This is a genomic window from Acinetobacter genomosp. 33YU (genome assembly GCF_001990725.1).
GTDB lineage: Bacteria > Pseudomonadota > Gammaproteobacteria > Pseudomonadales > Moraxellaceae > Acinetobacter > Acinetobacter seifertii.
Genome location: NZ_LFZQ01000008.1, coordinates 80947 through 104628, shown reverse-complemented (window position 1 = coordinate 104628; position 23682 = coordinate 80947). Strand labels below are relative to the sequence as shown.

Below are 23682 nucleotides of genomic sequence, written 5' to 3'. Positions count from 1 at the left end.
AAGATAATGAAACACAAATAAAGAGCGCGACAATATGTCAAATCAAGAAGGAAAAGTCAGCCGTGAAACTCGAGGACATATTTTTTTAATTGGTTTAGATCGGGCAGCAAAACGCAATGCCTTTGATAGCCACCTCATTAAAGATTTATCTCTAGCACTTACCGAATATGAAAATAATGATGCTCTGCGCTGTGCGATTATTTTTGCTCATGGCGATCATTTTACGGCGGGTTTAGATTTGGTTGAGTTACAACCTAAGCTTGCTACAGGCGTGTTCGATTTTAATGATGAAGAAATTAACCCATGGGGTACAGTTGGCCGAAAACTGAGTAAACCATTAATTGTAGCTGTACAGGGCTACTGTTATACCGCGGGTATCGAACTATTTCTCAACGCAGATATTACGATTGCGAGTGAAAATACACAATTTGCTCAAATGGAAGTCCAACGTGGCATCTTACCTTTTGGCGGAGCTACTGCACGTTTTACTCAAGCCGCGGGTTGGGCCAAAGCGATGCGTTATTTACTCACTGGTGACTCTTTCGATGCAAAAGCAGCATTTGATATGAATCTGATTACAGAAATATGCCCTGAAGGGACGGAGCTTAACCGTGCGATAGAACTTGCGGAACATATTTCCCAAGCTGCGCCACTTGCTGTCAAAGCCACTCTTGCCTCTGCACGCGAAGCCATTAATGAAGGCTATGAGGTTGCTTTTGATCAATTGCAAACTCATTTACAGCCTTTGCTAACCACAGAAGATGTTCAAGAAGGTGTCTTTGCCATGCTACAAAAGCGTCCACCTGTTTTCAAAGGTAAATAAAGACTACTCAGACACACACACCCTTCAAGATTTAAAACTTATTACTCTCTAAAAACATATATAAAAAGAAAGCCCACATGATGTGGGCTTTCTTGAATTAATTTGGCTTATTCAACTCTAACAATTTTACCAAATTCATCGTGGTGAACTATCGTAATTTTTTGGCTACGTCCCTGCTCAATTTCTTGCTCAGGTAAATCAAAGTAGCGTGCATAATCATCTGTCTGCTTCATGTCAAGTTCATCACCACCCACACGGCGTTCAGGCAAAATATGGCTCCATAGCAACAAACCAATTGCACAAGCAATGAGTGCTGTAAAGCCATGCTCAATTCCCACACCAAAGGCACTAAATAAACGGTGTACCAAATGTGTTTTTTGTAGTTCAACCAATAGCCATACAAACACGAACGGACGCCACAACAACAACCAACCGCCCCACATCATGGCTGTGCTTGTTGTAGAAACATAGCGCTTGTGCCACGGTAATTGACGACGTAAATCAATAATCAACGAATTTGTCTTCATTTCTCTTTTACCTAACGAAGTGCTGCGGTTTTCCCCAGACATCAATACAGCACGATCTTTAAAATCTCATGACTCTTGCATTTCATCTAACGAATGCCCCGATCCGGGCTCACCCAACGTGCTCGTTTCTCATCTCCACGTCGTAAGACTTTTGGAAATGCCACAATGGTTGCCGAAATGGTGATTAGCCAAAAGACCAATGGATACCAAATCATCCAGAAATAGTTTTTTCCTAGATTCGGTTCATAACGACTATCCATCCATTTGCTTAAAGCAAACTGAATTAGACAGGTTGCCCCCAATAAAATACCTGTACCATACGGTAAAAATGGGGAACTCACAACGGCTAATGCAGGGACTGGGAAAATAAAATGTACCAACCACAATAAAGCCATTGCCAGCATTAAATATGACCAGACTAAAGTTAAGCAAAGCTCAAACATTAAAGGCCATAAAAAATTCAGTTTTGGTTTGGTGAACACATCAATATTTTTAATTAATACCTGTGCCCCACCCATTGCCCAACGTAAACGCTGTTTCCACAATCCGTTTAATGTTTCAGGCATTAAAATCCAGACCAAGGCATTCGGTTCAAAACGAATGTCCCAGCCTGCACGTTGCAATTTCCAAGTAATATCGATGTCTTCGGTCAACATATTTGGTGACCAATAATCGACTTGGTGAACAGCACTTTTACGGAAAGCCGTAATTACACCAGACACCGTAAACAAACGACCAAATGTACGCTGCGCACGTTTAATCATTCCCACAATCGAAGAAAACTCACCGACTTGAATACGTCCTAACAAAGTTGAACGCGTACGAATACGTGGGTTTCCAGTTACGGCTGCAACTGTTGGATTCTGAAGAAAATGACGAATCATCCATTTTGCTGCATGCGGGTCAAGCAAAGCATCCCCATCGATACCAATTAAAAACTCGGCATCGGTCATGAGGCTACCAGCCTGTAAGCCCATTGCTTTACCTTGGTTTTGTGCAAGGTGAACAACACGAAGTTTTTCGTATTGTTCAGCTAAACGATCTAGGACTTCACCCGTATTATCCGAACTACCATCGTTAATCGCAATGACTTCAAAATTAGGGTAATCCAATTTTAAAGCGTGACTAATGGTTTCCTCTGCATTATCACCTTCGTTAAAGCAAGGAATAAGTACAGCAACTTTCGGATAGCTTTCTAATGGAGCCGGTTGATCGTAAGGTGGAGCCTTACGTTCTTTCCAATAGAAAATGATCGCACCAATCATCCATAGATATGACATAAACAATGGATAATAAAAAACGAACTTTAGAGCCTGCGACCATATTGCAGCAAAGATTGTCATGTTTCAGCCTCGTCTACGGCACAAGACGAGATGACTTTTCAGCAAATGCTTTATGCATCACGTTCACGTCCGGATGATCTTTAATTGGGTCATCTGGGTAATATGCAACATGCATTGCACCTTGTTCATAGAGAGAGTGAATTGTCGCAGCCATTTCAGTTGAAGGTACCTTTTCGTTATTACGCCAGTTCGTTGCTTGTAGCTCAAAAACTGTTTTCTTAATGCCATTTGGATACTGTTTCACACGATCAACCATATCTTTATAGAATTGATCTTGGTTCTTCACTTGCTCCATATAAGGCATCGCCATAATAGCAGTAAAATCATAACGGTTTAATGACTCTTCAAGTGACTGAGAGTACCAATTTTCCGCATATGGTTTTAAAGCCACTTGTGCATATAAATTACGTGCTGTAAGCAGGAATGGCTCATACTGACGAACCTCACCAACAAGCTCCATCGCAAAATCATCTAAATATCTTGTTTTATATGCAGTCCACTTCTGCAAATCTTCGTCATTTGCACGAATTTTTGCCAAGTCTGTTGGTAAACCTTGTTTCGCATAAGCTTTTAAGGCATCTGGGCTTGCATCTTCATAATCAGACAGAGTCACATCGTCATGGAATAAAATTCCATTGAAAGACGATGACTTCGCTAAATCTTCATATATTTCACGGATAGTTTGACGCGCTTCAGGTGAAAAAGGACTTAAGCGAATGTATCCCATATTGAGATGCTCACTCGTTTTATCCTGCTGGGTTACAACCAAATCTTTTGATACAGGATCAGTTTTTGGTAGTTCCCATGCCAATAAAGGCATCCACGCATAAATACGGCTTACAGGCGTACGTGTTTGAATTTGCCATGCAACACGGTTGAATAGATCAGCACGCATAGGAATATGTCGATTTGGGAAGTATACCATATCGGCAGAACCATTAGCATCTGCATCAGAGAAAGCTTGTAAATAAACCGTGTTTACGCCCATCGCATTAATACGGTCGAGTAGATTACCTAAATTACGCTCTTGTTGTTTCGGATCTGGATCATAAATATAGTCCAGATCAACATGCATAATTTTTTGCGGGCGATTGTTATCCGTTAAGTTTAATTCACGGTTTTTAATCTCTTGAGCCAAATCATTGGTACTCATTCCGCCTTCTACCAAAATACGGCTCATATTCTGTAGAGATTGTTTAGCATGATCTGCCCCATCATCAAGTGTGATGGTAATTGGCATACCAAGCTTTTTAGCAATCTGAACCGTTTGCATATTGTAGCGACCGTATGGCCAAACCATAATACGTGGCGAACGTATACCATGTTGTTTGAGCAACTGATTATTCTTTTTCAAATCATTATAGATTCGAGCCTGATACTGGCTGTCGTTTTCATATGTTTTAGTTTTATCATCATAAAAACGTGTGGTTGCCGCAGGTTCAGAGTTTCCTTGTGGATTACCATTAATACCACGGTGTAAGTGATAGCTATGGCTTGCAATTTCAACAAAACCGCTATCTTGCATCTCTTTAAGTTCAGGCCAGCTTAAGATTTTATCACGTGGAATTTCTTCACCAGAAAAATCTACCTTCTGATTTTCTTTTGGCTCTAACCATGAACCAACAACAGCAAGTACTACTGGTATTTTCTTGGCCTTAATCACTGGATAAGCATTTTGATAAAAAGTCTGATAACCATCATCTACAGTTAATAAAACCGGTTTGCTTGGCAGTGCAACTTTACCCTGATGAGCGCGAATTAACTGGTCTACAGTAATGAAATGGAAACCGTTTTTTTGCAGCCAATCGATATGCTCACTAAATTGTTTCGTAGTCACCGCATATTGAGGAATTAAGGCATTCTTAGTATCGGTAATTTCATGATAGCCAATAACAGTAAGTTCTGAAGCATCTATTTTAGGAGGAGCAGCTAATGCCATACCTGACAAGCCTGCTAAAGCCAAGCCAAGCGTTAGATTCAACAAAGGAGATGCAAAGCGGGTAATCATGAAATAGCGTCTCAATAGCAATATAGATTATTTATGTGAAATTTAAACTTAAGAACTAAAACCGACGTCTATTTAGCCCTTAAGTTTAAACTGCCCAAAATGAACAGTTTTTCAGTTCACCTTTATAATCAAATAAACTGAAAATAATCTTAAATATTCAAAAAGCTAAAATATAAATAACGAATATATTCATATTTAAAGCTTATATAACAAAATCAAACGGTAAAATTCTGATTTCATTCATCGCGAGTTTTTACGTCAAATAACTCAATTTCAAAAATCAAATTTGAGTTCGCCGGAATAACTTTGCCCATTTTGCGTTCCCCATAAGCCAAATGCGCAGGAACAATAAGTTTACGTTTTCCGCCAACTTTCATTCCCATGATGCCTTGGTCCCAACCTTTAATCACACGGCCAGTACCAATGACACATTCGAAATAATTTCCGCGGTCAATTGAAGAGTCGAATTTGGTACCGTTCTCTAACCAACCTGTATAGTGAGTGGTAATTAAGGCACCTTTAACCGCTTCCTTACCTTCGCCTACTTTTAAATCGATAATTTCTAATTCAGTGATCATAACATTTCCGTTTCATTTAAATTCACAGCCCAGACTCAATCTTTAGTCTAGCAACTAGTTTTGTAAATTTTGTTGCGCTTTCCAATTTTACTGTAATTGAGTCCACGCTACATTTGCTTGGCCATTCTCGCCTAGTAAAGTCCACTCATTGTCCATAACGTTTAACTGTAACTGCATCGTACGTTCACAAAGCTGTTCTAACTCTGCTGTACTTTCAGGTGCAATTTGCCAAACTTGGACATTACTTAATGTTTTAATTTTACTATTTCTCTTCCACCAGTCTTCGACCTGTGAACCATACGCAACAATTGCTACAGCTTTACAACGTGCACTGGCTTTTTTCACTTTATCTTCAGAAGGTAAACCGACCTCAATCCAATTTTCTAACTGACCTGTTAAGTCTTTTTGCCAAAGTGCAGGCTCATCGGTTTCAAAAAGGTCTTTAGTAAATTCAAGACTGTCACTTGCAAAACGTGCAAATGCCATAACACGAACCATTAACCGTTCTAAAGTTTCTGAAGGATGCAATGCAAGCGTCAATTGATAATCGCCATAGATATGGTCATCCATATTGGCAATATTCAAGTCTGCCTTATAAATTGTTGCTTTAAGCGCCATGGTTAATATGTCCAAAAATTTGGCGCTAAGAATACTCGATTTCAATTAAAAAATTATAGAAAAAACGCAGTAACACAAAACTTCTTTCACTCTAAATTTGCATCTTCTTCCAAAACATCCAAGCGCTTTCCAAGTTGGCGGGCTTTTTGCTTTAAAGGGTTTGTATTCCTCTCTTTTGATTTGATGACTTATGTGGCAAAAACTTAAACGTAGTTTATTCCTACAAGTTCTCTGCGCTCTCTTCCTCGGTATTGCAGTAGGACTTGCTTTTCATGACTTCTCTCTAGCTTTAAAACCCCTTGGTGATGGTTTTATTTCACTGATTAAAATGTTGATTGCACCAATTGTATTTTGTGTCGTAGTACTGGGAATTTATGGTGCAAACGATATTAAAAAAATGGGCAAAGTCGGTGCAAAAACGATTCTCTATTTTGAAGTAGTCACAAGTATTGCTTTAATTTTGGGAATTATTGTTGCTTATGTCTTTAAACCGGGCGTCGGTATGAATATTGATATTAGCCATTTAGATGCTAAAGATTTAAGTACCTATACCGAACGTGCTCACGACATGCATACAGGTTCAGATTTTCTTCTTAATATTATTCCAAAAACATTTACTAGCGCTTTTGCCAACGGCGATATTTTACAAGTTTTACTCATCGCGATTTTATTTGGCGTATCTCTACTTTTAATTCCTAAACATTTAGCAGAGCTAGTACGTCAGGCACTTGAAGCTTTCTCTGAAGTCTTCTTTAAAATTATGGGGCTAATCATTCGCTTAGCTCCAATTGGGGTATTCGGTTCAGTTGCCTATACCACTGCAAAATTTGGATCAGACTCACTCCTACAACTCGGTTATTTAGTTTTACTCTTTTATGCAACCTGCATTTTATTTGTTGTCATTGTTCTAGGTTTAATTCTAAAGCTTGCTGGCCTCAACATTTTCAAGTTTGTAGGCTATTTTAAAGATGAACTTGCCATTGTTTTAGGTACTGCCTCTTCCGACTCAGTTCTTCCTCAAGTCATGAAAAAGCTTAAGAACCTAGGCATAAAAGACTCAACAGTCGGTCTAGTCATTCCAACTGGTTATTCTTTTAACTTAGATGGCTTTTCCATTTATTTAACATTAGGAGTGATTTTTATTGCGCAGGCCTGCAATATCGATCTCTCTATGCATGACTTGTTAGCTATTTTACTGGTTTCACTGATTACCTCTAAAGGTGCGCATGGTATTCCGGGGTCAGCTTTAGTTATTCTTGCGGCTACACTTTCAGTTATTCCAAGCTTACCTGCAATTGGCCTAGTACTTTTACTGTCTGTAGATTGGTTTATTGGGATTATTCGTGCCTGTACCAACTTAATTGGTAACTGTGTTGCGACCGTAGTCATTGCCCATTGGGAAAAAGATATTGATCATGCCCAAGCCAAAGCTGTACTCGACATTAAAAAATAGATGAAGATTTTTGAGAACATTGAGCTATCTTTTCAATGTTCTCTATTCATCAATTCTGCAAGTTAATAACTCAGTTTCAAATGCCAGCCAGTCATGCTCATGTTGGCTAATGATTTCAATACGGTTATCAATGCCCTCTTCACCAGACTTATAATTAAACTGTTCAGGATTAAAGTTAAAAGTCTTCCACCCCTGATCTGTATGAAAAATCCCCTTAATACGCAGCCAGTCTTGCTGTGCGCAGAGCAAATCGAGCAAAGCATAAAATTCGAATTTCCAACGTTTAGGTAATTTCCAGCCTGCAACAGTATATCCCTGCGCTGACTCAACATAGTGATAAGGCAATTGGCGAATTTCTTTTGCTACTTCAGCTTCACTCATCTGCTTTTGAAGCTTAAGTAAAGGTTGTATAGAGCGTGCGGTTAAACGAGCAGCGACATCAATTTGTGCTAGTTCGAGTTGACCATGCTCTGTCGTTAACCATTGTTGTTGATAAGGTTGATACTCTTGTTTCAATTGGTCTAATGCTTGTTCATCTTCAAAACACATCGTATCAGCATGAGAAACCACAACAATCTGGGCAGCTTTTAACTGATCTTCATAAAGATTTTGCTTAACCCAATTGGTGTCATGTAAACGGCTACCATCCACAACCGTGACTAATGCACGCATAGCCAAGCTGTTTTGCCAATGAGGTTCTGTTAACTGATCAAACAGTTGTGAAGGATGTCCAAGCCCTGTAGGTTCAATAAAGAGTCGGTCTGGTTTTTGTTCACTTAGCAAACGAGCCAAAGCAATATGCATGGGGAGTTGGCTACTACAACATAAACACCCACCTAATAATTCTTTTACGGCATAGCCTTGTTCTTGCGGTAAAAGTTGTTGATCTACCCCAATTTGACCAAACTCATTCATTAAGACCGCCCACACTTCATCTTTGGGTTTCTGACTTAATAAATGCTGTAATAATGTGGTTTTCCCTGCCCCTAAAAATCCTGAAATAATATGGGTAGGAACAGTTTTTTGGGGAATCAGTTTCACAAGCAACTCAAATCAACAAGGTTCAAAAAAACTAGGAAAGGTATATCACTGTTTAAGTGGCATGAAAATGATTTTTCCTTTTGACGTCATCTTTTTAAAAAGTGGGTGAAAATATTAAATTTGAGATGTAAGTCTCGTTGTTTATCTAAATTTACTTTAAATAATTTATTATCAAACGGAATATTCTATTTTAAGGCATTCATAATTCATACCAGAGTGTTTTGTTTACGTAACCAACCTGACTTTTTTTTATTCAACATGAAATATTTTTTCACATTTTAAACGTTCAACCAGCGCGGTAATTTTACAGTAGACGCACATAAACGGCCCGTATATTTCATATTGTTAAGATAGGCGTAATAGATTGTTAAGTTAATTGATGCAATCCAAAGCTCGGCTTAGCATGTGTCCTAGCTTAATCATTCAGCCATTCAGGTTTCATGTTGGTAAGAACGATTAGGTTTAATTTATTGTTTAATGAATTTTAAGGATGCCATAAAATGAAATTAGCTAAAACTTTACTTGCTACTACTCTAGCTTTAACTGCTGCTTCAACTTTCGCTGCTTCTAAACATGACAAGGTTCATGCTCCAGAAGACAAAGTTGTAGTTTCAACTCAAGAACAAGCCAACACTGCAAATGCTGCATCTGACGCTGTAGGTTCAGCTTCTGAAGCCGCTCCTGCTGCTCAATAATTATTATCTCTGTACTCTCCTCCAAGCTCAGAGATAATTTTGCTGAAATGAAACAGGACGTTAAATTTCAGTGATAAAAAAAAGATCGAACCATGCTGCGGTTCGATCTTTTTTTAATTCGATCTTATTAAGACGTTTTCTTATACATGCTACAAGAAGGATTATGATTTTCTTGTAGGCGCAACACCTTACGATGCTCTGCCGCTTCGAATCGACAGCGTTTCCACTCGGTATCTAGCTTCAATTGAGGAACTTCGCGTGGTTTACCATGCTCATCAACAGAAACCATTGTGAAATAACAGCTATTGGTATGGCGAACAGTGCGCTTTTGAATATTTTGTGCTTCAACACGAATACCGACTTCCATTGAAGTACGGCCTACATGGTTCACACTTGCCAAGAAGGTAACTAACTCACCTACATAAATCGGTTCTTTAAAATTCACTTTATCTACAGACAAAGTGACCACATAGCTGCCCGAATAACGGCTTGCACAAGCATAGGCGACTTGGTCTAACAGCTTAAGAATTGTTCCACCATGAACATTACCTGAAAAATTTGCCATATCAGGGGTCATTAAAACTGACATGGTTAATTCTGACTGATCATCAGTTACGGTTGTCATTTCATCTAATGTAGGCATGACTCAACTCTGTCTCAAACAAGCTCAGAAACATTATGGTTGATAATTCACAAAAAAAACATGCTTAAATCCACAACATAGCATCGTATTTTTTAATATTGTTTATTCTTTTTTTGAACGAAGCTTTTTTAATCTATTATTTTTAATTATTTTTTAGTTTTTCTTAAATAAAAGTTGATTGAGAAATTAAAAATAATAAAAAAGTGCTATGCCATTTTTCAATATTAAATGGCATAGCACGATGTTGACTGATACTTGCTAAACTTTATTAATTACACCTGTCACACCATTGATAATCATATCAATAGCGATCGTACCGATTAATAACGCTGATAAACGCCCAACAATATCAAAATAGCGGTCGATATGTTTGGCATGTTTATAGCGTAAATGATCATGTGAAAATTTCATCAAAATCAAAATACTACAGGTTAAAAATAACGTAAAGGCAATCACTAGGGCTGCTTCACCAATTGACATTTCTATGCCTGTGACAACAGCAGCACTAATAGTACCAGGCCCAATCATAAATGGCATAGCGATGGTTCCAGCTAAATGCTCAGGAGCACCGCGCATTTCACCAATAGTATCGGCACCCTGAAACACATAACGATAGCCAATCACCAAAAAGATCAGGCCGCCAAAAATCTGAAAGGCTTCAAAACGTACATTCAGATATTTACTAAAAATTGTTTCACCGCCCCATGCAAACAGCATGAATACAATAAAAGCAATCAAACTTCCCTGAATCAGCGCTTTATTAAACACCTTAGCTTCTGAATGGCGGATTAGGCCAATCATATAAATGCTCATTAAAAATGGATTGAGCAATGAGAAAAATAAAGCAAAAGAATGTAGATAAGGAGAAGCCATGCATTTTCCTCTTAAGCTTGTGGATCTGGGAACAATGGTCGGTTTCCAGGGCTAATACGATTGATATGCAAGAAGGTCATATGTCTTTCATATTTATCTAAAATGTCATTAATGACCTGTTCTTTACTGTAACCAACAAGGTCGTTGTCTTGAGAACCTTCATAAAGATAAGTTTCGAGACGGTAATAGAACTGTTTGCCTCTTTTTACACGCTGACTAAAGTTAGGCGCGCTATAACGGACAGGCCAAATCTGATAAACAAAGTTTTGCTCTTCTTCCAAATGAATAGTGATATCGAGGTGATATAACGCCTCTTCGTCTTCAAGTGGTGTCTGCTGTACATCTACATTCACGCCTTGCTTAATAAGCTCATCGGCAACAGCTTGAACAGCAGGCTGACAAACTGTGTCGAGCATACGTCTGGTTTCAGTTGTTCCCGGATGATGCATCACTCGGGTCAACCGCTTTTTCCAGTTAAGAATGTCGACGTTACCTACCACGGGTGCTGCATTCATACTTCGACTAGCATGCCTGTAGTCTTCAAGTCTGAGTGACTTATAAAGCCCTGCCATCACAAGGAACATTACGAAACTAAACGGTAGTCCCATAATAATGGTGGCATTTTGCAAAGCAGTAATCCCGTTGGTCATCAGCATAGCAAGAGTTAATAAGCCAATGGCAATTGCCCAGAACACGCTTAACCAACGTGGTGCATCATTATCAATATGGGTGAGCTTGGTCGTGAAGTTACCTAAAACCAATGCACCCGAGTCAGCAGAAGTCACATAGAACAAAAGACCCGTCACCGTCGCGATTGAAGCAATAAAGGTAAAACCCGGATACTGTGCTAACAGGTCATAGAAACCATGTGCCGGATTTGATAATACCGTTGCAGCCAAAGTTTGGTTGCCTTCAAAAATCACGCTGTGCAATGCGCTGTTACCAAAAATGGATAACCACGTTAAGGTAAATAACAAAGGAATAATTAAAGTCCCGCACACGAACTCACGGATAGTACGTCCTCTTGAAATACGTGCCAAAAAGAGTCCTACAAATGGAGACCAAGCAATCCACCATGCCCAGAAGAACAAGGTCCAACTGCTCATCCAATCTTTAGGTTGCTCAAAAGCAAAACTTTGAAGTGCTAAGGTCGGGAATCGAGTTAAATAGTCGCCAATATTTTGTACCAGCGCATTGAGTAAAAACTCGGTATTACCCAAGAATAAAATAAACAGTAAAAGACCAATTGATACATAAATATTGATTTCAGACAAAATCCGAAGGCCTTTATTCACCCCGGATGTCACTGAAATAATACTAATACCGACTGCAATGGCAATCAGAGCAAACTGCATCCAGATATTCTCTGGCAGTCCTAATAAAACATGTAAACCATAGTTCAGCTGTACCACGCCAATCCCGCAGGTAGTCGCAATACCAAAAATTGTCCCGATGACAGCAGCAGTATCGACACTATGGCCAATTGCCCCATTAATTCTGTTCCCGAAAATTGGGTAAAGTGCAGAACGAATAGTCAGCGGTAAGTTATAGCGATAACTGAAATAGCCAAGTGCCATACCAATCAAGGCATACATACACCATCCGGTCAAACCATAGTGAAATAGCGTCCACACCATACTCTGGCGTGCAGCTTCATAGGTCTGGCCTACGCCAACAGGCGGTTGCATATAATGAGATAATGGCTCGGCCACCGAGAAGAACATTAAATCGATACCAATACCTGCCGAAAACAGCATGGCAGACCAACTCAGTAGACTAAACTCAGGCTTTGAGTGTTTAGGGCCAAGTTTAATTTCACCATATCTGGAACAGGCAATGAAAATAACAAACACCATATACAGTGTTGCAGCCAGTAAGTAATACCAGCCGAAAGTTGACGTTACCCACGCAAGTACGGTGTTAATTGTTCGATTTGCAAAATCGTTAAACAAAAAAGTAACGAGAGAAAAGATTAAAATAATTAGAGCTGAAATATAAAAAACCACACGATTAAGCGGGTCTTTTTTAGATTTAGATAATGTTAAATCATCAACTGCTCTTGGATTATCTGTTGCCATACAATCCTCAAGGAATAGAAGAAAATAAAATATTCAATTTAGTCTTTTCACTATTTAACCATAATGAAAAGACTGCTTTGAACGCAAAAAAATAGAAATAAATGTGATGAACCAAGATTATGAAACCTCGGTTACTTTGTTCTGGTCACAATTCGATGGAATAGAAATGTCTTTTGAAATAGCTAACTGCTTTTTCGCAACATTCGGGTCAAACTCATCTTGCCTTAAGGCTTTGGCTAAACCAAACATATAAAGCAAAATAATTACAGAAAATGGTAAACCACATAACACCACTGCACTTTGCATGGAGTTGAAACTACCGGCTAAGAGTAAACCGATACTGACAATGGTGATGACCACAGACCAAAAGATGCGTAACCAGATCGGTGAATCACTATCACTGGTGCCCCCTTTCGAGGACAAATTGGCGATCATTAGTGTACCAGAGCCAACAGGGGTCAAAAATAAAACGAAACAAATTACAACAACAATCCCCGCAATGTACGGATTAAACGGGAGATATTCGAGTAATTTAAATAATGACAACGCTGGATCACTTAAAACCATATCTCCTAAAACTTTATGTTTTTGATTGAGAATTAAGTAAATTGCAGTGTTTCCAAAAACTGAAATCCAAGCCAGTGTAAAGCCGAGTGGAATGAGACATACACCCAACACCACTTCACGAATGGTTCGACCTTTGGAAATTCGGGCAATAAACATTCCTACAAAAGGTGCCCAAGCAATCCACCATGCCCAATAAAACACAGTCCATGAACCCAACCATCCACTGGCTTTTTGATTGTATAAATACATATCAAAACTTTTACCCATAAAATTGTTGAGATAATCACCGACATTTTGCACAAGGCCATTTAACAAATGGTTAGTTGGCCCTGTTAAAAATACAAATAAAAGTAAAGCATAGAGCAAACGCAAATTAATACGCGATAACCATGCCAAGCCTTTTTCAATGCCGACCACTGTTGTAATGGTCGCAACACTCATCATGACGAGAACAGCTGTAATTAAGGTTGCAGAGCTATGCGGTATTTCAGGAATTAAATAACAAATGCCTGAAACTAATACTAAAGCGCCTATACCTAAATTAGTCACGAGCGAAATGACGGTTGCTAAAATACCAAAGCCATCGACAAAATCACCCACCAAGCCATGAACTCGTTCTCCGAAAATTGGATAGAGCGCCGAGCGTAGCGCGAGTGGTAAATTTTGTCTAAAAGCAAAGTAACCTAATGTCACGCCAAGCAAGGCGTAAAGCACCCAACCATGAATACCCCAGTGCAAAAAGCTATAGGTCATGGCGTTTCGAGCAGCTTGAATTGTTCCTGCCTCACCTTCTGGTGGTCTTAGAAAATGGTCAACAGGTTCAGCAACACCATAATAAAGTAGCGCGATACCAATACCTGCCGAAAACAGCATTGAGGTCCAAGCCAAATAGCCGAACTCAGGTTTGTCGTGGTCTTTTCCTAAAGGAATCTGCCCTACTTTTGAAAAGGCAAGCCATGCCACAAAGCCTAAACACAGCACAATCACCAACATATAATACCACCCGAAAAAGTGGTTTACTTGCTCTTGTACATAGGTCAGCCAAAACTGACTTTTTTGCGGAAACAGTACAAATAAAAGGCCAAAAATACCGATACTGACTGCCGAACTCCAAAATACGAAACGATTTAACCGAATATGGTCTGAAGAATATTTATCACTTTTCAACACCATCTTATTGCTCCTTGCAATCGGTGTATTTTTCTAAAATAACGTGATAAGTACTGGACTTATGCGCATCATCCTATCCGTAAGAACTTCTGATTCTACCTCTTCTTCCCCGAAGTCAGATTCAAAAATTCATTGATTTTTACACATCATACTTGTTATTGATTGAACGTTCAATCAATAACAAGTATGATAAAAAAAGTGCTATGATGCTCTGCAAGTTAACATGCTGAATTTAAAGCACCCATAAAAGTGCTGATGTGGAAAATCATGACAAAACGCAGAGTAAAACCAGAGCATGTGCGCCGTGAAGAGATTATGAACGCTGCACTCGACGTAATTTATGAAGTGGGGTTATCCAATACCACCATTGCACAAATTGCAAAAAAAGCCGAGCTGTCGACCGGCATTGTTAGCCACTATTTTGGCGACAAACAAGGGTTAATAAATACTTGTATGCAAGAAATGCTAAATGTTTTGCGTCGGAAAACCGAACAATACAGAGCAGAAGCAGATTCGCATCCGGAAAGCCAAATTAAGGCAATTATTGACTCTAACTTTGACATTAGTCAGGTAAATGAAAAAGCAATGCGGGTCTGGTTAGACTTTTGGTCTGCAAGTATGCATGTACCGGACCTGAGCCGTTTGCAAAAGATTAATGATCAACGCCTGTACTCCAACTTGAAGTTTTATTTCCTCAAGTTAATAGATGAGCAACAGGCCAGTGTTGCCGCAAGAGGGTTGGCAGCATTGATTGATGGATTATGGCTACGCGGCAGTTTAAGCCGTCATAACGAATTTGACAGCGAACTGGCCCGTTCTATTGCTTACGATTATGTAAAAACGCAATTGCAATTTGCGAACAAGCCTTTGCAGGAGAGACAAAATGAGTGATGTACAAGCTTATCAACTGTATATCCATGGACGCTACGTTGAAGCAACCAGTGGTAAAACATTTAATAGTATTAACCCTGCCAATGGCGAGACAATCGCGACTCTTCAACAAGCTTCTGAACAAGATATTGAAGCTGCTGTAAAAAGTGCCCAACAAGGACAAAAAATCTGGGGTGCCATGACTGCCATGGAACGTTCACGTATTTTACGCCGTGCTGTCGACATTCTCCGTGAACGTAATGATGAGCTTGCCCGTCTTGAAACACTCGACACAGGTAAAGCCTATAGCGAAACTTCTACCGTCGATATTGTGACTGGTGCCGATGTACTCGAATATTACGCAGGACTTGCAACAGCCATTCAGGGTGAACAAGTTCCGCTTCGCGAATCAAGTTTCTTTTATACACGCCGTGAACCTTTAGGCGTAGTTGCCGGTATTGGTGCCTGGAACTATCCAATTCAAATCGCTTTATGGAAATCTGCCCCTGCTCTTGCTGCGGGTAATGCCATGATTTTCAAGCCAAGTGAAACAACCCCACTTACTGCATTTAAACTTGCAGAAATCTATACAGAAGCTGGCTTACCAGACGGTGTATTTAACGTGGTGCAAGGTGCAGGTCGTGAAATTGGTCAATGGCTCACTGAACATCCTGTAATTGAAAAAATCTCATTCACGGGTGGTGTGGAAACCGGCAAAAAAGTCATGGCAAGCGCTGCTGGCTCTACACTGAAAGAAGTGACCATGGAGCTTGGTGGGAAGTCACCACTCATTATTTGTGAAGATGCCGACCTGAACCGTGCCGCAGATATCGCGGTTATGGCGAACTTCTTTAGCTCAGGTCAAGTATGTACCAACGGTACGCGCGTATTTGTTCCAAAATCACGTTTAGCCGACTTTGAAAAAGCGGTTGTAGAGCGTGTAAAACGCATTCGCATTGGCGACCCAATGGCTGAAGACACAAACTTCGGTCCGCTCACCAGCTTCCCTCATATGGAAAAAGTGTTGTCTTTCATTGAGTCAGGCAAACAACAAGGCGCTAAAGTGTTAATCGGTGGTGCCCGTGCGACCGAAGGCGAGCTTGCCAAAGGCGCTTATGTACTACCGACAGTATTTAGTGACTGCACCGACCAGATGGCCATTGTTCAAGAAGAAATTTTTGGACCTGTCATGAGCATTTTAAGCTATGAAACCGAAGAAGAAGTCATCCGCCGTGCTAACGACACGACCTTTGGTTTAGCTGCTGGCGTTGTTACGCAAGATATTAGCCGCGCTCATCGCATTATTCACCAAATTGAAGCCGGTATTTGCTGGATTAACACGTGGGGTGAATCACCTGCCGAGATGCCAGTTGGTGGCTACAAACAATCTGGCGTGGGCCGTGAAAATGGCTTGACCACACTTGGGCACTATACCCGTATCAAATCTATTCAAGTTGAACTTGGCGATTATCAAAGCATTTTTTAATGCCTCAATCGCACTAAAACCTTCAACCTAAATCACATATGCCGAGCAGTCTTTATAGATTGCTCAAGCAAACTGTTAGTAAAAAGGATAGTTATGAATATTAAAGAATTTGATTACATTATTATTGGCGCAGGATCTGCCGGAAATGTACTCGCTGCGCGTCTGACTGAAGACAAAGATACCACCGTTTTACTCTTAGAAGCAGGTGGACCAGATTATCGCTTGGATTTCCGTACACAAATGCCGGCAGCTTTGGCCTACCCTCTTCAAGGTCGTCGCTATAACTGGGCTTATTTAACCGACCCTGAACCACATATGAATAACCGCCGTATGGAATGTGGTCGTGGTAAAGGTTTAGGTGGCTCATCTTTAATTAACGGCATGTGCTATATCCGCGGTAACGCGATGGATTTAGAACAATGGGCAACTCATAAAGGTCTTGAACACTGGACTTATGCCGATTGTTTGCCTTACTACAAAAAAGCCGAAACTCGTGACATTGGTGGCAATGACTATCATGGTGACAGTGGCCCTGTATCCGTTGCTACGCCTAAAAATGGCAACAATGTGTTGTTCCATGCCATGGTTGAAGCAGGCGTACAAGCAGGTTACCCACGTACAGACGACTTAAACGGTTACCAACAAGAAGGTTTTGGCCCAATGGACCGCACGGTTACACCTAAAGGTCGTCGTTCAAGTACCGCACGTGGTTATTTGGATATGGCTAAAGGTCGTCCAAACCTGACCATTCTGACTCATGCCACAACCAATAAAATCTTATTTAATCAAAAGCAAGCGATTGGTGTTGAATACATTATTGGTGCTGATCAAAACAACATGCAACGTGCTTTAGCAAAACGCGAAGTACTACTGTGCGCAGGTGCCATTGCTTCACCACAAATTTTACAGCGTTCTGGTGTTGGTCAAAGTACTTTCTTAAAATCAATGGACATTGATGTGGTTCATGATTTGCCAGGTGTAGGTGAAAACTTGCAAGACCACTTGGAAATGTACTTACAGTATAAATGTAAGCAACCCGTTTCTTTATACCCTGCTTTAAAATGGTATAACCAACCAGCCATTGGTGCTGAGTGGTTATTTAACGGTACAGGTATTGGCGCAAGTAACCAGTTTGAAGCGGGTGGATTTATCCGTAGTTCGGACGAGTTCAAGTGGCCAAACATTCAGTACCATTTCTTGCCAGTAGCTATTAACTACAACGGTAGTAATGCCGTAAAAGAACATGGTTTCCAAGCACACGTAGGCTCAATGCGCTCGCCTTCACGTGGTCGTATCAAACTTAAATCGAAAGATCCGTTTGAACATCCAAGTATTTTGTTTAACTACATGTCAACTGAACAAGACTGGCGTGAGTTCCGCGATGCAATTCGTATTACACGTGAAATCATGCAGCAACCTGCGCTTGATCCATATCGTGGTGAAGAAATTAGTCCGGGTAAACATTTGCAAAGTGATGCAGAGCTTGATGACTTTGTTCGTAACCATGCAGAAACGGCTTACCACCCGTCTTGTAGCTGTAAGATGGGCGAAGACGAGATGGCTGTTGTAGATGGTCAAGGCCGTGTACACGGTATGAATGGTTTACGTGTAGTTGATGCCTCAATTATGCCGCTCATTATTACGGGTAACTTAAACGCCACCACCATTATGATTGCCGAGAAAATTGCAGACCAAATTCGTGGACGCGAAGCGTTACCACGTTCAACTGCACCGTTTTATGTAGCGTCATAAAACCGTTAAGGGCATATTTCTTATACAGAAATATGCCCTGAATTTAATCGGCATCGCATAAACATTAATAAGAACTATGTATGACAAAAAATAAGCGGCTATAAGCTAAACATTTACACAAATATGGCATGAAATAAAAATTAATCTATTTTTATATGCAAATTACCATCAAGTGATTTAATTTTAACCACAATTATTTAAATTAATAATTTTCAAATGTTTATATAAAAATATCAGCAAAAAATAATCTTATAAAAGCTTAATTTGATTAAATATAAATCATATTTATGATTTTGATAGAACCCATTTATTATAAAAATTGTCTTGTCAATGCAAAATTAGTCTAAAATATAGAGTGTTTGCGATAATCCCAAGTAATTTTTCTTTTTTTAAAGTTCTCTGTTTTGGAGAATTTTACTTTCGCATTTATATCCGTTTTGTCTGGATACGCTGTCTAGGTTTCCTCACACCTTAAGTGACTCAAATAACTTATTTTAAGGTTCCCCTTGCATGAAAAAGTTTTTGAAATACCTTCTGGTATTAATCATTATTATTTTAATTGCAGGTATTGTTTTCTTGTTTAGACCGATTGCGTCAAAACAAGTGCAAACTGCAAAAGATGAGCCAGTTGTTGATGCCGTTCTTGTTGGCGGCGGCATCATGAGTGCCACTCTCGGTACTTACTTCACTGAGCTTGAACCAAATTGGCAAATTCGTATGTATGAGCGTCTTGATCAAGTTGCTCAAGAAAGTTCAAACGGCTTTAACAATGCCGGAACAGGCCACTCTGGCTTTATGGAAATGAACTATACCGAAGAGAAAAACGGTAAGATGGAAATTGCCAAAGCTGAAAAAGTTGCTTCTCAGTTTGAAGTAGCAAAACAGTTCTGGTCATATCAGGTAAAACAAGGCGTTTTAGCTGAACCGAAATCATTCATTAACCCTGTTCCACACATTGCTTTCGTTTGGGGCGATAACGTTCAGTTCTTAGAAAAACGTTATGCTGCCATGATTCAAAGCCCGTTGTTCAAAGGTATGAAATTTACTGAAGACCCAGCTGTGATTAAACAATGGGCACCTTTAGTGATGAACGATCGTGACCCAACTCAAAAAGTTGCAGCGACGCGTATGGAAGTTGGTTCAGACGTTAACTACGGTTCAATCACGAATCAGTTAGTGAAACACTTAAGCCAAAACCCAAATTTCAAATTACAGACTTCAACTGAAGTTTCTGGCATCAGCCAAAATGATGACAAAACTTGGACTGTAACTTTCAAAGATTTAAAAACTGGTAAAACAGATCACGTTAAAACACGTTTTGTATTTATCGGTGCAGGTGGTGCAGCGGTTAAATTATTGCAACTTACTGGTTTACCAGAAGCGAAACAATATGCTGGCTTCCCTGTAGGTGGTGAGTTCTTAATCACTGATAACCCAGCAATTACTGCTCAACATACCGCAAAAGTATATGGTCGTGCTGAACTTGGTGCGCCTCCAATGTCTGTACCACATATTGATACACGTTATATCGACGGTAAAAAATATGTATTGTTTGGACCATTTGCAACCTATTCAAACAAGTTCCTGAAAAATGGTTCACAGCTTGATTTGCTTGCATCAACCAACAAAAACAACATTTTACCAATGACCACTGTTGGTTTGGAAAACCTTGATCTTGTTAAATACTTGGTCAGCCAAGTGATGATGTCAGACCAAGACCGTCTAAATGAACTTCGTAAATACTACCCAGATGCGAAAGCTGAAGACTGGCGTTTAAGCCAAGGTGGTCAACGTGTTCAGATCATCAAGAAAGAACCGGGTAAACCAGCAACACTTCAATTCGGTACAGAAATCTTTGCTTCTAAAGACGGTGCTGTAACTGCGTTGTTAGGTGCGTCTCCGGGTGCTTCGACTTCTCCATACATCATGCTTAACTTACTTGAAAAAGCTTTCCCTCAGCAAACTGAAGGTAAGTGGAACCAAAAGCTTCATGAAATTGTAGTTTCTTATAAGCAAGACTTGAGCAAAGACCCAGTGTTACTCGATAAAGTTCGTCAGTACACAAGTTCTACGCTTGGCTTGAACTATACATCTCCGTTCAAAGCTGCAAACGATGAATCTGCTGCTGCCCCTGTTGCAAAAGCAAACTAAGTTTGACGATGTATAAGTAAAACTCCAAAAGGATGAGTTTCGATTCGTCCTTTTGTTTTTTAAGACCTTAGTTGAGATATAGATTCGCTATGACGCCTTTAAACTCATCACCTCGCCTCTTATCATTTTGTTTTAAGCTCGTACTTGTTTTGCTACTGGCTTATCTTTTGTTAAGCGGATTTTATATGTGGATGATTGGTGGTACAGCCATTTACGTCAGCTCAGCCGTATTATTTATTATCACTGCCTATGCATTTAAGCTCGGCAAGTACCAGAAAATCTGTTCAGTTTTAAATGTGCTGCTAAGTGCAGCCGCGTTATATTTCAGTAGTACTCATTTATTTTTCTCACCTCTCCAGTTCTTTATATTTTTACCTGCATTGTTCTTTGTTATGTTAGCTTTTGCTCGCTTCAATAAAGTTCGTAGCTTATCTAAAGTTTTATTATTCATTAGTTTATTAATTTGGTCGGGTGTACATTTTACACAGCTTAAACAACTTCAAGCCTATTATAAAACACAGCATACAGGTGAAAACTGGCAACAATATGGCGCTTTGTAAGATCGTTTTCATTCTATGTTTGCCAACCAATACACGCTCATTTTCATGTGAAGTTCATCAGTAAAACTGAACAGCATTTACAGAATTCCTTTTAAGAAAAATTTTTCATAACCATCTCATTTTTTTTGAAATATATCGAGCATATTAGTGATTGAATAGAATTCACCTACACGTTAGATTAGCTGAATTACTTTTCTCCCTTTATGTTGTAATTTATGAAAATTTTAGATGGCGGTTTAGGCCGTGAATTGGCCCGTCGTGGCGCTCCATTTCGTCAACCAGAATGGTCTGCTTTAGCACTTATTGAAGCACCTGAAACAGTAAAAGAAGTTCACCTCGACTTTATTAATGCTGGTGCAGAAGTCATCACGACTAACAACTACGCAGTTGTACCATTTCACATTGGTCAGGAACGCTTTGAAACTGACGGCGTACGTTTAATTAAAGTTGCCATCGAACAAGCGAAAAATGCAGTTAAAGAAAGCGGTAAAAATGTCAAAATCGCAGGCTGCTTACCACCGTTATTTGGTTCTTACCGTGCAGACTTGTTCCAACCAGAACAGGCTAAAAACCTAGCTGAGCCTATCATTAACACATTGGCACCAGAAGTAGATTTCTGGCTCGCTGAAACTCAGTCTTGCTTAAAAGAAGTTGAAACAGTACACGCGTTATTGCCACAAGATGGTAAGGACTATTGGGTGTCATTTACACTGCAAGATGAAATTAAACAGGAACAAGCTTTACTTCGTTCAGGCGAAAACATGCAGCAAGTGGCTGATTTCATCAAACAATCCAATGCCAAAGCAGTGTTGTTTAACTGCTGCCAACCTGAAGTGATCTTGCAAGCGATTAATGAGATTAAAGGACTTATTCCAGAGTCTGTACAAATTGGCGCCTATGCCAACGCTTTCCCACCACAAGATGACAGCGCTACTGCGAACGATGGCTTAGATGAAATTCGTAAAGACTTAGATGCTCCAGCTTATCTTGGTTTTGCTAAACAGTGGCAGCAAGCAGGTGCAAGTCTGGTTGGCGGTTGCTGTGGTATTGGACCAGAACACATTGCTGAACTTTCTCAATTTTTTAAAGAATAAATACCATGTCTGCTGCCAAAATCGGATTGTTGTCTCTTACAGCGCTGGTATTTAGCTCTATGGTGGGGTCTGGCGTATTTAGCCTTCCCCAAAATATGGCTCAAGTTGCCAACGGCTCTGCCCTTCTTGTTGCATGGCTCATTACTGGGGTCGGCATTATTTTCTTAGCCCTGTCATTGTTGCATTTAACCCGTCAACGACCAGATCTAGACGGCGGTATTTATAACTATGCGCGGGAAGGATTTGGAGACCTCATCGGGTTTTGCTCGGCGTGGGGTTATTGGTTATGTACCACCATTGGTATTGTCGGCTATGTGGTCATTGCCTTTTCAGGCGTTGGTATGTTTACCGACAGCAAAGACCATATTATTTTTGGTGAAGGTAACACGCTCTACTCTCTGATTGGTTCAAGCATTTTTGTATGGCTGGTACATTGGTTAGTGAGCCGAGGCATTAAAGAAGCCGCTGTTGTAAATTTGCTGGCGACCATTGCCAAAATTATTCCAATGGTGGTTTTCATCTTCTTTACCTTCATTGCCTTTAAGTTTGATTTATTCAAACTCAACTTAAATGACTTCTCTTTAAAAGTTCCCCTTTGGCAGCAAGTCAAAGACCTGATGCTCATTACCCTTTGGGTATTTACGGGTATTGAAGGTGCTGTGGTTTTATCATCGCGTGCAAAAAACCGTAATGACATTGGTAAAGCCACCATTTTAGGTGTGTTACTGGCGTTAAGTTTTTACGTCATGGTGACAGTACTGGCTTATGGTGTGGCAAGTCGTGAAGCCCTTGCAGGCATGCATAACCCATCTATGGCGACCATTTTGCAGCAATTGATCGGCTTACCGGGTACCATCATTATTACCATCGGGCTGATTATTTCAGTTTCATCTTCTTATTTAAGCTGGACTTTATTTGCGACCGAAATTCCATTTTTAGCCGCAAAAAATGGTGCATTCCCTAAATTATTTTTAAAGAATAATCAGAACAATGTACCCATTTCATCACTTTGGCTCACGACTATTGTGGTACAAGGCTCTCTGATTGCTGTGTATTTTTTCAATAAAAACTACACTCAGCTTTTATTGATTTCATCGGTGATGATTTTGCTGCCTTATTTTCTGGTGTCGGCTTTTTATCTTAAAGAATCGATTCGCCATAAACGCACGCCGCATATTGCGATTGCAAGTGTTGCTTCAATCTATGCACTTTGGTTGCTCTACGCGGCAGGCTTAGACTTGCTGCTGTTGTCTGGCGTGTTGTATTTGGTCGGCTTGGTTATTTTTTCAATCAGCTACTTTGAGCATAAAAAATCGCTCAAACAAAACCAGCTTAATTAATCACTTCAACCA

20 protein-coding genes are annotated in these 23682 nt (G+C 39.9%); 10 read left to right on the top strand and 10 right to left on the bottom strand.

All coding sequences use genetic code 11. The annotated features are described in order from the left end of the window. The first annotated feature begins 34 nt into the window (after positions 1-34). Positions 35-823, top strand: coding sequence for a crotonase/enoyl-CoA hydratase family protein (locus AC056_RS09770; protein WP_077163509.1), 789 nt, complete (start codon positions 35-37; stop codon positions 821-823). A gap of 107 nt (positions 824-930) precedes the next feature. Here AC056_RS09770 and pgaD read toward each other — a convergent pair whose 3' ends face one another. The 5 genes from pgaD to AC056_RS09745 form a co-directional block, all read right to left on the bottom strand. Beyond that, complete coding sequence (gene pgaD, locus AC056_RS09765) at positions 931-1350, bottom strand: poly-beta-1,6-N-acetyl-D-glucosamine biosynthesis protein PgaD (protein ID WP_004703183.1); 420 nt, start codon at positions 1348-1350, stop codon at positions 931-933. 86 nt (positions 1351-1436) lie between these two features. Further along, positions 1437-2693, bottom strand: a complete 1257-nt coding sequence (gene pgaC, locus AC056_RS09760; protein WP_004703185.1) for a poly-beta-1,6-N-acetyl-D-glucosamine synthase — start codon at positions 2691-2693, stop codon at positions 1437-1439. 13 nt (positions 2694-2706) lie between these two features. Continuing rightward, complete coding sequence (pgaB, locus tag AC056_RS09755) at positions 2707-4701, bottom strand: poly-beta-1,6-N-acetyl-D-glucosamine N-deacetylase PgaB (protein WP_077163508.1); 1995 nt, start codon at positions 4699-4701, stop codon at positions 2707-2709. A 236-nt stretch (positions 4702-4937) separates the two neighbouring features. Then, positions 4938-5279, bottom strand: a complete 342-nt coding sequence (locus AC056_RS09750; protein WP_077163507.1) for an FKBP-type peptidyl-prolyl cis-trans isomerase — start codon at positions 5277-5279, stop codon at positions 4938-4940. Positions 5280-5366: 87 nt separating this feature from the next. Continuing rightward, positions 5367-5897: a YaeQ family protein gene (locus tag AC056_RS09745; protein ID WP_077163506.1), complete on the bottom strand. Its 531-nt coding sequence runs from the start codon at positions 5895-5897 to the stop codon at positions 5367-5369. Between the two features lie 190 nt (positions 5898-6087). Between AC056_RS09745 and dctA the strand changes: the two genes are divergently transcribed. Continuing rightward, a complete protein-coding gene (gene dctA, locus AC056_RS09740; protein WP_039254131.1) occupies positions 6088-7350 on the top strand; it encodes a C4-dicarboxylate transporter DctA in 1263 nt (420 codons plus the stop codon). Positions 7351-7392: 42 nt separating this feature from the next. On the opposite strand, the gene AC056_RS09735 is transcribed toward dctA, so the two are convergent. Further along, complete coding sequence (locus tag AC056_RS09735; protein WP_139344644.1) at positions 7393-8391, bottom strand: CobW family GTP-binding protein; 999 nt, start codon at positions 8389-8391, stop codon at positions 7393-7395. A 500-nt stretch (positions 8392-8891) separates the two neighbouring features. Here AC056_RS09735 and AC056_RS09730 point away from each other — a divergent pair, with 500 nt between their 5' ends. Beyond that, positions 8892-9086: a hypothetical protein gene (locus AC056_RS09730; protein WP_004703197.1), complete on the top strand. Its 195-nt coding sequence runs from the start codon at positions 8892-8894 to the stop codon at positions 9084-9086. A gap of 127 nt (positions 9087-9213) precedes the next feature. Here the strand turns inward: AC056_RS09730 and AC056_RS09725 are convergent, their stop codons facing one another. From AC056_RS09725 to AC056_RS09710, 4 genes are all read right to left on the bottom strand, one after another. Continuing rightward, complete coding sequence (locus tag AC056_RS09725) at positions 9214-9729, bottom strand: acyl-CoA thioesterase (RefSeq protein ID WP_004703199.1); 516 nt, start codon at positions 9727-9729, stop codon at positions 9214-9216. 258 nt (positions 9730-9987) lie between these two features. Then, positions 9988-10602: a MarC family protein gene (locus tag AC056_RS09720; protein WP_004703201.1), complete on the bottom strand. Its 615-nt coding sequence runs from the start codon at positions 10600-10602 to the stop codon at positions 9988-9990. Between the two features lie 11 nt (positions 10603-10613). Beyond that, the gene (locus AC056_RS09715; protein WP_004703202.1) at positions 10614-12680 is read right to left on the bottom strand and encodes a choline transporter; all 2067 of its coding nucleotides are present in this window, start codon (positions 12678-12680) and stop codon (positions 10614-10616) included. Positions 12681-12797: 117 nt separating this feature from the next. Further along, positions 12798-14420, bottom strand: a complete 1623-nt coding sequence (locus AC056_RS09710) for a BCCT family transporter (protein ID WP_077163505.1) — start codon at positions 14418-14420, stop codon at positions 12798-12800. A gap of 264 nt (positions 14421-14684) precedes the next feature. Between AC056_RS09710 and betI the strand changes: the two genes are divergently transcribed. The 7 genes from betI (at position 14685) to AC056_RS09675 (ending at position 23670) form a co-directional block, all read left to right on the top strand. Continuing rightward, a complete protein-coding gene (betI, locus tag AC056_RS09705; protein WP_004703204.1) occupies positions 14685-15308 on the top strand; it encodes a transcriptional regulator BetI in 624 nt (207 codons plus the stop codon). Continuing rightward, positions 15301-16773 (top strand): betaine-aldehyde dehydrogenase, encoded by a 1473-nt coding sequence (betB, locus tag AC056_RS09700; protein WP_077163504.1) that lies wholly within the window; start codon positions 15301-15303, stop codon positions 16771-16773. Before betI ends, betB begins: the two co-directional genes overlap by 8 nt. A 93-nt stretch (positions 16774-16866) precedes the next feature. Next, positions 16867-18525, top strand: a complete 1659-nt coding sequence (gene betA, locus AC056_RS09695) for a choline dehydrogenase (RefSeq protein WP_077163503.1) — start codon at positions 16867-16869, stop codon at positions 18523-18525. A 510-nt stretch (positions 18526-19035) separates the two neighbouring features. Continuing rightward, on the top strand, positions 19036-20676 hold the full coding sequence (mqo, locus tag AC056_RS09690) for a malate dehydrogenase (quinone) (RefSeq protein WP_019456938.1): 1641 nt from the start codon (positions 19036-19038) through the stop codon (positions 20674-20676). A gap of 89 nt (positions 20677-20765) precedes the next feature. Beyond that, the gene (locus tag AC056_RS09685) at positions 20766-21236 is read left to right on the top strand and encodes a hypothetical protein (protein WP_077163502.1); all 471 of its coding nucleotides are present in this window, start codon (positions 20766-20768) and stop codon (positions 21234-21236) included. Between the two features lie 215 nt (positions 21237-21451). Continuing rightward, positions 21452-22330 (top strand): homocysteine S-methyltransferase family protein, encoded by an 879-nt coding sequence (locus AC056_RS09680; RefSeq protein WP_004703215.1) that lies wholly within the window; start codon positions 21452-21454, stop codon positions 22328-22330. 5 nt (positions 22331-22335) lie between these two features. Then, positions 22336-23670 carry a basic amino acid/polyamine antiporter gene (locus AC056_RS09675; RefSeq protein ID WP_019456936.1) on the top strand — a complete coding sequence of 445 codons (1335 nt, stop codon included), beginning with the start codon at positions 22336-22338 and terminating at the stop codon, positions 23668-23670. Positions 23671-23682 lie beyond the last annotated feature (12 nt).

What these genes read in the sequence shown, in the direction of transcription:
- AC056_RS09770 (WP_077163509.1), top strand. Translation starts at nt 35, where the DNA reads ATGTCAAATCAAGAAGGAAAAGTCAGCCGTGAAACTCGAGGACATATT.
- pgaD (WP_004703183.1), bottom strand. Translation starts at nt 1,350, where the DNA reads ATGAAGACAAATTCGTTGATTATTGATTTACGTCGTCAATTACCGTGG.
- pgaC (WP_004703185.1), bottom strand. Translation starts at nt 2,693, where the DNA reads ATGACAATCTTTGCTGCAATATGGTCGCAGGCTCTAAAGTTCGTTTTT.
- pgaB (WP_077163508.1), bottom strand. Translation starts at nt 4,701, where the DNA reads ATGATTACCCGCTTTGCATCTCCTTTGTTGAATCTAACGCTTGGCTTG.
- AC056_RS09750 (WP_077163507.1), bottom strand. Translation starts at nt 5,279, where the DNA reads ATGATCACTGAATTAGAAATTATCGATTTAAAAGTAGGCGAAGGTAAG.
- AC056_RS09745 (WP_077163506.1), bottom strand. Translation starts at nt 5,897, where the DNA reads ATGGCGCTTAAAGCAACAATTTATAAGGCAGACTTGAATATTGCCAAT.
- dctA (WP_039254131.1), top strand. Translation starts at nt 6,088, where the DNA reads ATGTGGCAAAAACTTAAACGTAGTTTATTCCTACAAGTTCTCTGCGCT.
- AC056_RS09730 (WP_004703197.1), top strand. Translation starts at nt 8,892, where the DNA reads ATGAAATTAGCTAAAACTTTACTTGCTACTACTCTAGCTTTAACTGCT.
- AC056_RS09725 (WP_004703199.1), bottom strand. Translation starts at nt 9,729, where the DNA reads ATGCCTACATTAGATGAAATGACAACCGTAACTGATGATCAGTCAGAA.
- AC056_RS09720 (WP_004703201.1), bottom strand. Translation starts at nt 10,602, where the DNA reads ATGGCTTCTCCTTATCTACATTCTTTTGCTTTATTTTTCTCATTGCTC.
- AC056_RS09715 (WP_004703202.1), bottom strand. Translation starts at nt 12,680, where the DNA reads ATGGCAACAGATAATCCAAGAGCAGTTGATGATTTAACATTATCTAAA.
- AC056_RS09710 (WP_077163505.1), bottom strand. Translation starts at nt 14,420, where the DNA reads ATGGTGTTGAAAAGTGATAAATATTCTTCAGACCATATTCGGTTAAAT.
- betI (WP_004703204.1), top strand. Translation starts at nt 14,685, where the DNA reads ATGACAAAACGCAGAGTAAAACCAGAGCATGTGCGCCGTGAAGAGATT.
- betB (WP_077163504.1), top strand. Translation starts at nt 15,301, where the DNA reads ATGAGTGATGTACAAGCTTATCAACTGTATATCCATGGACGCTACGTT.
- betA (WP_077163503.1), top strand. Translation starts at nt 16,867, where the DNA reads ATGAATATTAAAGAATTTGATTACATTATTATTGGCGCAGGATCTGCC.
- mqo (WP_019456938.1), top strand. Translation starts at nt 19,036, where the DNA reads ATGAAAAAGTTTTTGAAATACCTTCTGGTATTAATCATTATTATTTTA.
- AC056_RS09685 (WP_077163502.1), top strand. Translation starts at nt 20,766, where the DNA reads ATGACGCCTTTAAACTCATCACCTCGCCTCTTATCATTTTGTTTTAAG.
- AC056_RS09680 (WP_004703215.1), top strand. Translation starts at nt 21,452, where the DNA reads ATGAAAATTTTAGATGGCGGTTTAGGCCGTGAATTGGCCCGTCGTGGC.
- AC056_RS09675 (WP_019456936.1), top strand. Translation starts at nt 22,336, where the DNA reads ATGTCTGCTGCCAAAATCGGATTGTTGTCTCTTACAGCGCTGGTATTT.